The organism is Coprococcus sp. AF16-5 (genome assembly GCF_003479365.1).
Lineage (GTDB): Bacteria > Bacillota > Clostridia > Lachnospirales > Lachnospiraceae > Coprococcus > Coprococcus aceti.
This window is the reverse complement of the sequence record NZ_QUGZ01000002.1, coordinates 577211-589784: the sequence shown is the minus strand read 5'-3', so window position 1 is coordinate 589784 and position 12574 is coordinate 577211. Positions and strand designations below refer to the sequence as shown.

Below are 12574 nucleotides of genomic sequence, written 5' to 3'. Positions count from 1 at the left end.
AAGTCTCATCACCCAAGCCCTCGCAGTCATTTCTTGACTGTAGTAAATTACCTTCAGTATACCGTTGCACATCCGCTATATGAATATTCGTTTTTTGATAAAAGTAAAATAATTTACTCCAGACAATTATTGACAATTAGATTTAATATGTATATACGTTTTTTTGACTATATCTTTCTTTTGTTGTATTCTATATTATAATGCATAGAGCATCATCAGGGCGCTTACAGCCATTTATAATCATTACCCGCGTACAGCTTTTGTATGATCAGAAAGGAGCTTTTATGGACAGAAGGATTCAGCGTACACGCAACAGCTTATTCAGCGCATTTATCGAACTGCGTGCCACCAAACCTGTGGAGAAGATCACAGTGAAGGAACTCACAGAAAAGGCCAATATCAGCAAGCAGACTTTCTATCTGCATTTTCAGGATATATATGATCTGTCGGAATACCTTGAAAATGATGCTCTTCTGTCCCTCATCGGTGACATTCCAAATCCCGAATATATGCTTACCAATCCTGCAGAAGCAAGCAGACAGTTGTGCAATGCATTTATCAATCAGGGACATCTGTTCTCCATACTCTTTCCTGATGACAATAGAAGCTACGGAGTCCTGACCAACAAGCTCGACGCCCTCATCAAGGAAAAGATATATGACGTCCGTCCCGAGTTCAGAGATGACCTTGCCAAGAATGTTGAGGTGTCAATGTTCGTACAAGGCTGTGCTTATACTTTCCTGAAATACAAAGATCAGGATGCCGCTATGGTCATAGATACCCTTGCTGGAATCATAGACAGGGCAACCAGAGCGTAAATAAATGGCATGTGAGCTTTTCAGACGACAAGCTCGCATGCCACATATTCATAATTCACTTTCTCTCTCCTGTTTATCTTAAGCTGATATCCTTTATCTATACCACCAGAATGACCTGTATCAGCATTTTCATCGGAATGCACCTCCAGCACAGCATATACAGTTTCGCCTCTGCCAGCAAGCGTCTCATATGGATACTCTGCAAGCAGCCTTCCTTTTCGCACCTTCTCACCATCACCACATGTAAGTCTTATATCTACATAGCTCTGTGTCCTCTGCCATCCGGTGTCGATCTCTGATATCAGATATATCCTCACCACGTATCCTTCCTCAGATGTACACTCTATCTGACCTTCTCCGGCTTTACTATATCCAGCCTTGCAGTCAAACGGCGCTCTGATCTCTCCCCGTGTGGCTCGAATCGCACACAAGCCGACACTCCCGTCTCCCAGGTTCTGTAGGCAATGTATATCAGATACGCGCACAACATCACCTTCAACAGGCACATACACCTTCTTAAGCACTCTTTCATAATCGATCTCAGCCTCCTGTTCAATATTATCTTTCCTGTGTCCATCTATATATCTTCCAAGCTCTCGGCATATCCTTTCCACCTGATCCTCATAGAATACCTGCACCTGCCTGCCCTTTGCCAGTATTCCCAGAGCTCCTGTGGCTTTCAGTCTTCTCCTGTCCACCAGCGCCCCGTTGTTCACCGTAACTCTAAGTCTTGTATCACTGCTCCTCAGACTGTAAATATTTGCTGTTCCTCCCAAAGCTCCAGCAATGGCAATGGCTACAGCATCACCATCGATGTAGTTATCCTCCGATGAATACTCCCTGTCCTCCCGCTCATCCTGACTATCTTCCAGACTGCCTGAGGCATTTCCCCTGACATATTTTCTTATCCATACGGTCAGACATACCGCAGCCGCCAAACAGACAATCACCAGCACCATTGCCACCATAAACTTATTTTCAATATTATTGATCCCAGCCAAAGCAAAAAGGACATCCATATCCGCATTCAAATTTCTCATAAGAATTCCTCCTGCAAATATAATGTCCTTCTCTTAATTTTAATATTCATTTATAACTTCCGCAAACCTGTTCACATCCGCCTCCGGCAGCCTGTATATCTTCTCTATCTTGTTCTTAGTCATCTCCAGAATCTGCCTGTCAAACTGTGCACCTTTTATGTACTCAATCGTCTTGTCCGGGAACACGAAATAGCTCTCCGCCAGGCCAAAGGCTACACCGTCCTTTGCATAGTAGCCGCCATCCTGCATATGTTCAAATGCATAAAGGCATTTGTCGATATACTTGTCATTCACAAAGTAGCACTTCAGCATGATAGCCACGAACCTGAGTCTGAAGTCATCGGACATATCCTGCCAGGTTCCTACTGCGATGCCTCCCTGTCCCTCTGGAATCTCTGCCTCCTCCTTCTTTCTCCACGCAGGATTCAGCTCGGAATCTCCCATATACTTCATGATGAATTCCCACACTATCTCCGGGTACATGGATGCCGCCACAAATGTACTGCAGAACGAGTCACACACCCACCAGTTGTCTATCTTGGGAACAAATTCATCGGCATATGCAAGTATCTCCTCCAGCTTGCCCTGTGCGAATCCAAGGACAAGCCCCTGAATGACCACATCCTCCAGCGTATCATCCGGCGCATGCTTCAGATACTCCTTCCAGTTTATGTCGGCTATCTGTCTGGCTATCTCCTTCAGGTCATCCAGCCTCACACCTATTATATTGCCACAGCCCGGAAGGTTCATGGCCAGATATTTGCCAAATTCCGGATCCATGTGCTCATACAGTTCAGACCTAACCAGTCTGTTCACATCCTCAAAAGAACTGCTCTCCATCTTCCTGATCTATCCTTTCTTCTTACAGCTAAATTTCTGCTCAATGGCTAATCTTATTCTTTTTATACTGTATTTACAGGCTTTCCATTGAGAAACGCCTCTATATTGCCACCCGCTATATTGAGAAGTCTCTCCCTGACCTCCTTCGGTGCCCAGGCGATATGTGGTGTTATGATCACATTCTTTGCCGTGAGAAGCGGATTGTCCGCCGCCATAGGCTCCTGTGCTATAACATCCACCGCGGCTCCAGCTATACGTTCCTCGTTCAGGGCATCTGCCAGATCCTTCTCCACTATGCAGCCGCCTCTGGCAGTGTTTATGATGAATGTAGTCTTCTTCATCCGGCCTATCGCACTCCTGTCTATCATTCCCTCCGTCTCAGGGAACAGAGGACAGTGTATGCTTATCACATCCGACCGTGCGAACAGTTCATCCCTCTCAGCCCAGCTTATCCAATCGCCATCCGGCAGGACTTTCCTCGTCCGGCTGTTCACCAGCACCCTCATGCCAAATGCATGTGCGATCTCAGCCACCTTCATACCTATACTGCCATAGCCTATGATACCCATAGTCTTGCCCGCAAGCTCCATGGTCGGCATCACACTGTAGGAGAAATCCTTACTTCTCACCCAGCCACCGTCCTTCACTGACGCATCATGCGCCCCGACCCTGTTTGCCAGTTCCAGAAGCAGTGCAAATGTAAACTGCGCCACAGCATCCGTACTGTATGCCGGAACATTTGTAACCACTATGCCGTGCTCATGTGCCGCCTCCACATCGACAACATTGTAGCCGGTGGCAAGCACACCTATATATCTGAGGTTCGGACAGGCCTCGATCACAGCCCTGTCTATCACCGTCTTGTTCGTTGTTATGATCTCCGCATCGCCTATCCTTGAGACCACCTCTGACCTGTCGGTTCTGTCATACACCGTCAGCTCGCCATACTTGCCAATACTGTCCCAGCTAATATCGCCGGAATTCGCCGCACATCCATCCAGAACAACTATCTTCATGTCCATCACCCTGCCTTATCGTATATTGTTGTTCTATATTTTACATCAACTGTCTGATTTTTTTAAAAAAATTATAATATTTTATTCAACTATACCATATTTTACACCATATACTTCACGGTAATTTTAACATTTAACACAAAAATGCACAAATATTTCTGTACGGATTGAATAATTTTATTGAAAAATACTGTCAAACACATTAAAATATAAGTAACGTGCATTGGTAACATATCAAAACGAATGGGAGGTTTGAAATGGACAAAGACACATTAACAAAAAAAGTATTGGAGGTTTTTTCTGATATTCTTCCAGACATAGATGCGGGCAAGCTGGACATGACTGCAGAACTCACCACCGAATATGGCGTGAATTCCGTTTCCATCATTCAGTTCATCGTCGGACTTGAGCAGGCTTTTAACATTGAATTTGATGATTCTGAGCTTGCACTTGGCCTCTACTATGACATGAACGATGTAGTCAAGGCTGTAGCAGCCAAGGTCAGCTAACATCACGTAATCTTAATATGAAATGGAGGTAATAAGCACATGAGCAAAAAGATTTTGCCAATAAGCTATCCAATGATAACATCCTGGCAGTGGCATGCCACACTTTTCTCGATCATAGGGGACGACGAGAAAGCCAAGAATTGGATATTCAGCAATTATATACAGTTAAGATGTTACAACATCGAAGAGATCTTCACAGGAGATGAGATGCTTCTTGCAGATATGATGCCGGGAAGCAGTTCACTTAAGGAATGCCCTTATCTTCTCTTCTCTCTCATGACAAAGGAGCAGGTAGAGAGCTACTGCGGAGATATTCTCACTTTCATCAAGAAGACCATCAATCTGGGCGGATATGTATACGGAGTATTTGACGAGGCTAAGATCCTCTGCGATTCCGGTGCCGACTACAAATTCCCACACGAGCTCTTCATCTACGGATATGACGACGAGGAGCAGCAGTTCTATGTTGGAGATTTCACATTTGGCGAGCATTATTCCTACTCAAAAGTATCATACTCAGATGTGAGAAACGGCTATGACACCATCACAGCCCAGGAGGATCATATTTTCAAGGACGACTACAAGGGACGCCGTGGAATATACGTGATCCAGAAGAATCTGGCTGATACATACTACGAACTCGACACACAGTATATCAAGGATACCCTCATCGAGTACCTTGAGTCAAAGGATACCAAGAATCACTTCCGTATGATGAGGAATCGTTTTAAGGACACAGTATTTGGGGTTGATGTCTACGATGCGGTTCTGAAGCAGATCGGCAAGCAGCTTTCAGCAGAGGACCCAGACTTTGATATACGTGCTCTTCACATCCTGTATGACCACAAGGTTCTCATGATGGAGAGACTCAAGTACATGATGGATCACAGATATATTGAATTCAACGGTGATATCCTGAATGATTATATGGAGGTTGAGAACACCATGCTCACCGCCAGAAACCTTCTCATCAAGACCTCCATCACAGGCAAGGTTGACTGTATGGACAGATTTGAGAAGTACCTTATGGGTGCAAAAGAAAAAGAGATCGCAGTTCTGGGCAAAGTTGTTGAGCTTCTGTAATCTCATATCATTCTTTTCATGTTTTCCCTTTGCGGGGCAGTCCTATGGCTGCTCCGCATTTTTTTGCGATTTTACATTATTTTATAAATAATTTCTTCCAAATTATCATTTACTTCTATATACTGTTTAATAAATGATTTTTACGGCAGTTCAGGAATACCTGGCATTGTCACATTGGAGGTTTTTATGAATGTATGTGTATACGGCGCGTCAAGCAACGACATTGACAGATCTTATATAGAAGAAACAGAATATTTAGGAAGGGAAATCGCCAAAAGAGGCCACACTCTTGTGTACGGCGCTGGAGCAAATGGGCTCATGGGCGCAGTGGCAAGGGGTGTATACGAGAAAAATGGCACCATAATAGGCGTCACTCCTTCATTCTTTAATGTTGATGGAATACTGTTTGAGAATGTCTCCGAGCTGATAACCACTGAGACCATGAGAGAGCGCAAACAGATCATGGAAGATAAGGCAGACGCTTTCATCATAACGCCCGGCGGAATTGGCACTCTCGAGGAATTCTTTGAGATCCTCACGCTCAAGCAGCTCGGACGTCACGGCAAAGCAATCGTAATTTTCAATCAGAACGGATTCTACGATCATCTTCTGTCCATGCTCAAAGAGACGTCGGACAAAGGCTTTATGACGCCTGCGACCAACGAGATATATACCGTCATGGATAATTCAGATGAGATCCTTGACTATCTTGAAAGCTACAAGACAGACATAGGTCGTGTATTCAAGTTCTGATAAGCTTCTTCACAGCTTCAATAGCCACACGTATGGCTTTATCGGTGTCGTGTACCTCAGGATTCGGGAGACCGGCTGCAGCCCTCTCCTGATTTGCCACCACAAGGAAGCACGCACCGACCCTGACCCGCAGGAACGCTCCAACTATGAACAATGCAGCAGATTCCATCTCAGAGGCCTTGCAGCCCATCTTCTTCCACGCTTCCCATTTGTTCATAAGCTCATATCCAACCGGCATGATTCCCGGCGAGTGCTGTCCATAAAATGAGTCCTTGCTCTGAACCACACCTGTGTGTGCCGTCACTCCAAGTGCTCCTGCTGACTCTCTGAGCGCATTCACCACATCTATATCCGCAACCGCAGGGTACTCTATAGGCGCATACTCTCTTGACGTGCCCTCCATCCTGACAGCTCCCGTGGCGATCACCACGTCTCCGCCTACGATCTCAGTCTGCATACCGCCACAGGTTCCAACCCTGATAAAAGTGTGGGCACCGGCGTGCACCAGCTCCTGCATGGCTATGGCCGCCGACGGGCCGCCTATACCTGTGGACGTGACACTGACCTTCTCTCCATCCAGATAGCCTGTATACGTGACAAATTCCCTGCTGTCCGCCACCAGCTCCGCATCTTCGAGATATGCTGCTATCGCCTTACATCTCTTCGGATCCCCCGGCATGATAACATACCGGCCTATCATATCCTCATTTACCTTTATATGGTATTCCAACCCCTGATCCGCTTCGTATATCATAATCATCCCTCCTGACACTTGTCTCACAGCATAGGAAAAGCAGGCTTGCAGAAAATCTGCAGCCTGCTTTTCTAAGCTTTCTTATGTATCCTATAGAATTAGCACTTAAACTCATCAAGCTTTGCCTGAAGCTCTGGTGCAACTTCTCCATGAAATTTCACTGTAAGTGGCTTCTCAAGATTTAAACTGAACACACCTAAGATTGACTTTCCATCTACGACGTACTGAGCTGATGAAACGTCAACATCATTTGGAAACTGATTCAGGTATGCAACAAACTTCTTGATGTCATCCATAGTGTTAACTTTAGCTTTCATCTCTGTAATCTGCATTGGCTGCGCCCCCTAATATCTCTTAATATTTATAAGGACATTCTAACACTCCATCAACGAATGTGTCAATGCATACAGACCACGAATTAGCTATGGAAATTATTGTAATAAATACTCCTTATGCAGCCAGCATAAATGGCTGTAATGTATTTATAAACGACTCTGTCGCTCCGTTATAGAACTTTACTGTGAGTTCCTGATCAAGTCCAAGACTGAAAACTCCCAGTATTGATTTGCCATCTACAAGATAATTCCTGTTGGATGAATATACATCAACGTCTCCATCATATTTTCTCATTGTCTCTACAAACTGTCTTACCTGCTCTACCGAATTGAGCTTAACCTTGATATCTGTTGATTCCATGATAATTACCTCCATTCCTGTCCGTAATCAATGTTCAATTTATACTACTTTTTGGAATAATTTGCAAATTACAAAATTGTAATTTTGTAAACCAATTTGTGCAAATGGCTTGTTTTTATTAACCTAAAACGCCTTTTAAGGTTACTTTTTAGTCATGTTGTATAAATTCAGGAATGTTTTTTTACAAATATACTGTCGGGTGGAGATCATGGTCTTATATATTTTCGTCTATTTTTAATTATTCTCAAATGGTATTTCTATTATGATATGCTTCTTGACTCGTCAATTCTCCCCAATTACAATAATACTTACATGCAAAGCCGTTTTCACGGCTCATTTTGACGAAAGGGCGGGCACAAAGCCCCATAAGAACATATATGAATCTACTTACAATAAAAGGATTTTCAAAAGCATACACTGACAAGATTCTGTTCGATGACGCAGACTTTTCAGTAAATTCAGGAGAAAAGATCGGTGTCATAGGCGTAAACGGCACGGGTAAATCAACTCTCCTCAAGATCATAGCCGGCATAGACGAATGTGATTCAGGACAGTTGTCAAAGGGAAACAACGTGGTCATAAAATATCTTCCACAGACCCCCGACTTCGCAGAGAAGGTCAGCATATACGACTATGTCATCACTGCAAATGTCGACGAGGAGAACAAATGGAGCATAGAGGGTGATGCCAAGGCATTTCTTCACCGTCTCGGATTTGACGACACCAGCCTCATGGTGAGCACACTTTCAGGAGGTCAGCGAAAAAAGGTCGCTCTGGCTGCGGCACTGCTGTCAAGATGTGACATTCTTGTTCTGGACGAGCCCACCAACCACCTCGACAACGATATGACAGAATATCTGGAGGATTACCTTAACAACTACAAGGGCGCTCTGGTCATGGTCACCCACGACAGATACTTTCTTGACAAGGTGTGCAACCGCATAGTAGAGATCGACAAAAGCAAAACCTACAGCTACAATACCAACTACGAAGGCTATCTCATGCTGAAGGCAGAGCGTGAGAACATCGCACTTGCCACTCAGAACAAACATCAGAATATCCTGCGCAAGGAGATCGCATGGATGCAGAGAGGTGCTAGAGCCAGAAGCACAAAGCAGAAAGCCCATATCCAGAGATATGAAAAGCTTGCAAGTGAGGAGCTTATAAAGGAAACTCAGTCGGTTACCATGAGCTCAATCGCGAGCCGGCTGGGAAACAAAACAATAGAGCTCTCCCATATAGCCAAGACCTGGCCGGGCAGACCAAGTCCGGTCATAACGGACTTCTCATACAACTTCCTGAGGACTGACAGGATAGGTGTTGTTGGCCCAAACGGCTGTGGCAAGACAACGCTCATGAAGCTCATAACCGGTGTCACCAAGCCGGACAGCGGAACCATAGAGATCGGAGACACCGTAAGGATAGGATATTTCTCTCAGGAAAATGAAGCCTTGGATCCCAACATGAAGGTACTCGACTACGTCAAAGAAACCGCAGAGTATATCCAGACCACCGAAGGTCTCATGTCAGCATCCACCATGTGTGAGAGATTTTTATTTGACGGCACTCTGCAGCACCAGCGCATAGAGAAGCTCTCAGGAGGCGAGAAGCGAAGACTGTATTTATTGAAGGTTCTCGTATCATCGCCAAATGTACTGATCCTTGACGAGCCGACCAACGATCTGGACATTTCCACACTGTGTATACTTGAGGACTATCTTGATTCCTTCCAGGGCATATTGATAGTCGTATCACACGACAGATATTTTCTGGACAGAGTCATAAGAAAGCTTCTGGTGTTTGACGGCTGCGGCGGAATCTCACAGTTCGAGGGCGGTTATACCGATTATTATCTGACCCACGGTTCATTTGCCAACAGCGCATCGGCAGGGGCAAATACCCAGACAAAGCCGGAGCGTGTCAGCACATCGGACAAGGAACCTGCCCAGAAAAAGAAAACGCAGAATCCATCCGTGAAGAAAAAGTTCTCCTTCAATGAGCAGAGGGAATATGACACCATAGAGGACACCATCGCCCAGAAAGAAGCTGAGATAGAGCAGACGGAGACCGATATCAACAACTCTGTGTCAGATTTCGTGAAGCTTAACGAACTCACGCAGAAAAAGGAACAGCTTGAATCAGAGCTGGATCAGCTTCTGGAGAGGTATGTGTATCTCACGGAGCTGGCGGAGTCATTTGAAAAGAACTGATCACATTGATCATTTGCCAGAAAAACGGGAGACGCGCTGCTGCACATCTCCCGTTTTTCTTCAATCGTCACATCTGATGTCTCACTATCCTGTATTCATCATCCAACTGAAAATACGGACAATTGTCGTAGCCTCTTGCCACAAATCTGGCAAAGTCATCCTCATCCATATTCACCAGGCACTCATAAAAATCATCTTCTTCATCGTACACATAGTGTGCACACATATCGCAACTGGAAGCCATGTGTTTCCTCCTTCCATCCGTTAACCATCAGGTTTTTACTATTATACACATATGCGAAGCAAAATCCAACCGCTTTAACCCATTTTCTCTGGCAATAATAACCATAATGTGTTATTATTGAAAGAAGTATATAAAGGGGCTTTGCATAAGCAAAAGAAGGAGTGTGTTCCAGTTATGAAGAAAAAATTTCTTGTACTGCTGCTTACGCTTACCATGATATTATCATCTTCTCCATATGTCGCAAAGGCGGCGGATACAGATGATACGGACAGCAGTAACAAAACCGATACCATAGATGGCAGAACTTATTTCTATGACCAGTTTGACAACAGTGCGTACAGAACCGTCTACAAACAGATCAACGATGCAGCTCAGGAATTCAACGAGTCGACATCCAATGCTTCTTATCAGGACGGCGGATATTACACAGCATTTACATTGTCGGTCAGCAACAAAGACTGGGAAGTTATCGGCAACGATGGAATGGATCAGATCGTCAACGCTGTGCTCGCCGATCATCCTGAGTATTTCTGGATGTCCGACAGCTATCAGTGCAAGCAGGAATCCTCGGGAGAACTCAGATATACAGCTCTCACCATCGAGTGCTATTCACTGTATGCCAACGGAGATACACGTTCCATATACAAGAACAACTTTGACCTGACCGTCAAGAATTATGCAGCTTCTCTGGATGAGAGCGCAAAGGATTACGAGAAGGTATATCTCATACATAATTCGATCATCAACAAAGTTTATTATGCCTCAGATGCAACATCTAAGAGCAAGGACAACATATACGCATACACCGCAGACGGCGTGTTCAACTCCAAGTATCAGTCGGCAGTCACCTACGGATATGCAAAGGCTTTCAAGGCCATTATGGATTACGTCGGTGTGCCATGTCTGTACATTGAGGGACAGAATTCAGATCTTCTGGACGACTCGATGGACACACAGAAGCAGCTCAAAGAAGAGAGTTACATCAACAACTGTGCATGGAATGCCGTTTATCTCGGCGGAGAGTGGTATCTCATCAATCTCGGTCTGGACGATCCTATAACCACAACAGGTAAGGAGGCATTGTCATATACATACTTCAATGTAACCGACGAACAGGCAAGCAACCTTACAGCCATCACATCAAGACTTCCGGGTATACCAAAGTGTACCGGAACAAAGTACTGCCTCTCAAAGGTTCAGGCAGATCTTGAAGCGGATGGACTGTGGGAGAAGTCAAGCTACAACATAATCGACAAGATACTGGACAAATACGGTTTATCCGTAGTCCTCATAAGCATAGGTCTTATCCTGCTTCTGGTGGTAATGTTCATCAAGAACATACACAAGAGCAGATCGAAGAAGAAAAAGGAAAAGGTTAAAAAGACCAAGACAACAGTGGTTGACAACTCAGAGCTGGATGCAGAGCTGAGAAAGCCGCCTATCTCATAAAATACTAAAATCAAAAAGCTCAATGCTTTCGGATTTCATCCCCGTCAGCATTGAGCTTTTTTCTGTCATTTTTCAAGATATTTTATTTCGTTTACACCCTACTCATCAAAGTTACTCTTGAGTACATTTACGGTGATCTGTCTGGACGCCTTGTTGCCTGCCCAGTCCTCCGATGTGAGAGTCACTGTTACGGTTCTCTCCTTGCTTGTGTCCACATCCTGAGAAGCTTTAAGCGAATCCTGCACATCCGGATCCTCATCTGTGACATTGTAATAATCACTCCAGTTTATATCCGTTCCCATAGAAACGTCTATCTCGTCCGGGCCGTCTATGTATGGATTTACCTCGTCAACAACATTTATCACAGCCTTTTTTGTCTTGCTTAACTTTCCACGTCTGATCTTATATTTGATGGTGTACTTACCAAGCTTATCCGGTGCAAATTCTGAGTTGTCATATTCCAGCCTGGCATCATTGCTGTCCGGCTCAATATAGTTTGTTATATCAAATATATCACCCATATTATAATCCGTCTGGATCTGCTTGACCCTGAGCATGCTGGATCTCATGATCATCGTGATCACAAGTGCAAGCACTATTCCAACCACCAGAGCCGCCACGGCCATCATTTTCGTATTCAGCTCATATCGCTTCTTTTTATTTCTGCTCTGCGCGGATTTTTTACCGGAACCTGTTGACGATCTGCTATTCGCCGGTCTCCTGGTCTTGCTTCCTGAAGACACGGACTTCACCGACTTTTCAAGTGGACGTCCCGTACTTGTGCGCCTTTTGTCCTGCGCAGTTGCACTTTTCGGACGACTCGCCGATGATAAGTGGCTGCCCGATGCCGGACGATTTCCCGACACAGGACGGCTGCCTGATGCTGACCGACTGCCTGACGCTACTCCCTTGCCCGGCTGTGTCTTTTTCACACTGCTCGTTGTTGCACGGCTCACAGTTCCCTTATGAGCTCCTGCGCTCCCTTTATTCTGCCCCATATCCTGTCTGTCTGCCAATTTATATTACCTCCTAAAACATTTGTCTTAACTTTATTCTCAGTACATTATACATAATATTTTACACCCATACAATCATTTCGGATTGCAATAGTTGTAAATAAGTGAGATAATTCAATGAAGACTTACCTGAAAGGAGTATTATA

At 44.7% G+C, this 12574-nt stretch carries 14 protein-coding genes; 6 read left to right on the top strand and 8 right to left on the bottom strand.

The genetic code is table 11. The annotated features are described in order from the left end of the window. Positions 1-284: 284 nt before the first annotated feature. Positions 285-818 carry a TetR/AcrR family transcriptional regulator gene (locus tag DWW70_RS07505; protein WP_022215975.1) on the top strand — a complete coding sequence of 178 codons (534 nt, stop codon included), beginning with the start codon at positions 285-287 and terminating at the stop codon, positions 816-818. Between the two features lie 20 nt (positions 819-838). Here the strand turns inward: DWW70_RS07505 and DWW70_RS07500 are convergent, their stop codons facing one another. From DWW70_RS07500 to DWW70_RS07490, 3 genes are all read right to left on the bottom strand, one after another. Beyond that, positions 839-1858 (bottom strand): PTS transporter subunit EIIB, encoded by a 1020-nt coding sequence (locus DWW70_RS07500; protein ID WP_118649572.1) that lies wholly within the window; start codon positions 1856-1858, stop codon positions 839-841. A gap of 39 nt (positions 1859-1897) precedes the next feature. Then, the gene (locus DWW70_RS07495) at positions 1898-2698 is read right to left on the bottom strand and encodes a DNA alkylation repair protein (RefSeq protein ID WP_015534538.1); all 801 of its coding nucleotides are present in this window, start codon (positions 2696-2698) and stop codon (positions 1898-1900) included. A gap of 62 nt (positions 2699-2760) precedes the next feature. Beyond that, entirely contained in the window at positions 2761-3714 is a 954-nt protein-coding gene (locus tag DWW70_RS07490; RefSeq protein WP_118649571.1) for a D-2-hydroxyacid dehydrogenase, read from the bottom strand. Positions 3715-3971: 257 nt separating this feature from the next. On the opposite strand from DWW70_RS07490, the gene DWW70_RS07485 reads away from it, so the two are divergent. The 3 genes from DWW70_RS07485 to DWW70_RS07475 all read left to right on the top strand — a co-directional run bounded on the left by DWW70_RS07485 (position 3972) and on the right by DWW70_RS07475 (position 6059). After that, positions 3972-4223: an acyl carrier protein gene (locus tag DWW70_RS07485; RefSeq protein WP_015534536.1), complete on the top strand. Its 252-nt coding sequence runs from the start codon at positions 3972-3974 to the stop codon at positions 4221-4223. Positions 4224-4262: 39 nt separating this feature from the next. Beyond that, complete coding sequence (locus DWW70_RS07480) at positions 4263-5306, top strand: hypothetical protein (protein WP_117550065.1); 1044 nt, start codon at positions 4263-4265, stop codon at positions 5304-5306. 186 nt (positions 5307-5492) lie between these two features. Next, entirely contained in the window at positions 5493-6059 is a 567-nt protein-coding gene (locus DWW70_RS07475; protein ID WP_118649570.1) for a TIGR00730 family Rossman fold protein, read from the top strand. Here DWW70_RS07475 and udp read toward each other — a convergent pair. From udp to DWW70_RS07460, 3 genes are all read right to left on the bottom strand, one after another. Then, positions 6049-6816: a uridine phosphorylase gene (gene udp / locus DWW70_RS07470; RefSeq protein ID WP_416387267.1), complete on the bottom strand. Its 768-nt coding sequence runs from the start codon at positions 6814-6816 to the stop codon at positions 6049-6051. The two genes, DWW70_RS07475 and udp, sit on opposite strands and share 11 nt — an antisense overlap. Positions 6817-6911: 95 nt before the next feature. Beyond that, a complete protein-coding gene (locus DWW70_RS07465; protein WP_015534532.1) occupies positions 6912-7145 on the bottom strand; it encodes an HPr family phosphocarrier protein in 234 nt (77 codons plus the stop codon). Positions 7146-7263: 118 nt separating this feature from the next. After that, complete coding sequence (locus DWW70_RS07460) at positions 7264-7509, bottom strand: HPr family phosphocarrier protein (protein WP_118649568.1); 246 nt, start codon at positions 7507-7509, stop codon at positions 7264-7266. Positions 7510-7886: 377 nt separating this feature from the next. On the opposite strand from DWW70_RS07460, the gene DWW70_RS07455 reads away from it, so the two are divergent. Beyond that, on the top strand, positions 7887-9719 hold the full coding sequence (locus tag DWW70_RS07455) for an ABC-F family ATP-binding cassette domain-containing protein (protein WP_118649567.1): 1833 nt from the start codon (positions 7887-7889) through the stop codon (positions 9717-9719). A 67-nt stretch (positions 9720-9786) separates the two neighbouring features. Here the strand turns inward: DWW70_RS07455 and DWW70_RS14975 are convergent, their stop codons facing one another. Further along, a complete protein-coding gene (locus DWW70_RS14975; protein ID WP_022215981.1) occupies positions 9787-9963 on the bottom strand; it encodes a DUF6472 family protein in 177 nt (58 codons plus the stop codon). A 174-nt stretch (positions 9964-10137) separates the two neighbouring features. Here DWW70_RS14975 and DWW70_RS07450 point away from each other — a divergent pair, with 174 nt between their 5' ends. Further along, positions 10138-11412 (top strand): transglutaminase domain-containing protein, encoded by a 1275-nt coding sequence (locus DWW70_RS07450; RefSeq protein WP_118649566.1) that lies wholly within the window; start codon positions 10138-10140, stop codon positions 11410-11412. Positions 11413-11510: 98 nt separating this feature from the next. On the opposite strand, the gene DWW70_RS07445 is transcribed toward DWW70_RS07450, so the two are convergent. Continuing rightward, complete coding sequence (locus tag DWW70_RS07445; protein WP_118649565.1) at positions 11511-12428, bottom strand: hypothetical protein; 918 nt, start codon at positions 12426-12428, stop codon at positions 11511-11513. Between the last annotated feature and the right edge of the window lie 146 nt (positions 12429-12574).

What these genes read in the sequence shown, in the direction of transcription:
- DWW70_RS07485 (WP_015534536.1), top strand. Translation starts at nt 3,972, where the DNA reads ATGGACAAAGACACATTAACAAAAAAAGTATTGGAGGTTTTTTCTGAT.
- DWW70_RS07490 (WP_118649571.1), bottom strand. Translation starts at nt 3,714, where the DNA reads ATGAAGATAGTTGTTCTGGATGGATGTGCGGCGAATTCCGGCGATATT.
- DWW70_RS07465 (WP_015534532.1), bottom strand. Translation starts at nt 7,145, where the DNA reads ATGCAGATTACAGAGATGAAAGCTAAAGTTAACACTATGGATGACATC.
- DWW70_RS07460 (WP_118649568.1), bottom strand. Translation starts at nt 7,509, where the DNA reads ATGGAATCAACAGATATCAAGGTTAAGCTCAATTCGGTAGAGCAGGTA.
- DWW70_RS07455 (WP_118649567.1), top strand. Translation starts at nt 7,887, where the DNA reads ATGAATCTACTTACAATAAAAGGATTTTCAAAAGCATACACTGACAAG.
- DWW70_RS07500 (WP_118649572.1), bottom strand. Translation starts at nt 1,858, where the DNA reads ATGAGAAATTTGAATGCGGATATGGATGTCCTTTTTGCTTTGGCTGGG.
- DWW70_RS07450 (WP_118649566.1), top strand. Translation starts at nt 10,138, where the DNA reads ATGAAGAAAAAATTTCTTGTACTGCTGCTTACGCTTACCATGATATTA.
- DWW70_RS14975 (WP_022215981.1), bottom strand. Translation starts at nt 9,963, where the DNA reads ATGGCTTCCAGTTGCGATATGTGTGCACACTATGTGTACGATGAAGAA.
- DWW70_RS07505 (WP_022215975.1), top strand. Translation starts at nt 285, where the DNA reads ATGGACAGAAGGATTCAGCGTACACGCAACAGCTTATTCAGCGCATTT.
- DWW70_RS07475 (WP_118649570.1), top strand. Translation starts at nt 5,493, where the DNA reads ATGAATGTATGTGTATACGGCGCGTCAAGCAACGACATTGACAGATCT.
- DWW70_RS07495 (WP_015534538.1), bottom strand. Translation starts at nt 2,698, where the DNA reads ATGGAGAGCAGTTCTTTTGAGGATGTGAACAGACTGGTTAGGTCTGAA.
- DWW70_RS07480 (WP_117550065.1), top strand. Translation starts at nt 4,263, where the DNA reads ATGAGCAAAAAGATTTTGCCAATAAGCTATCCAATGATAACATCCTGG.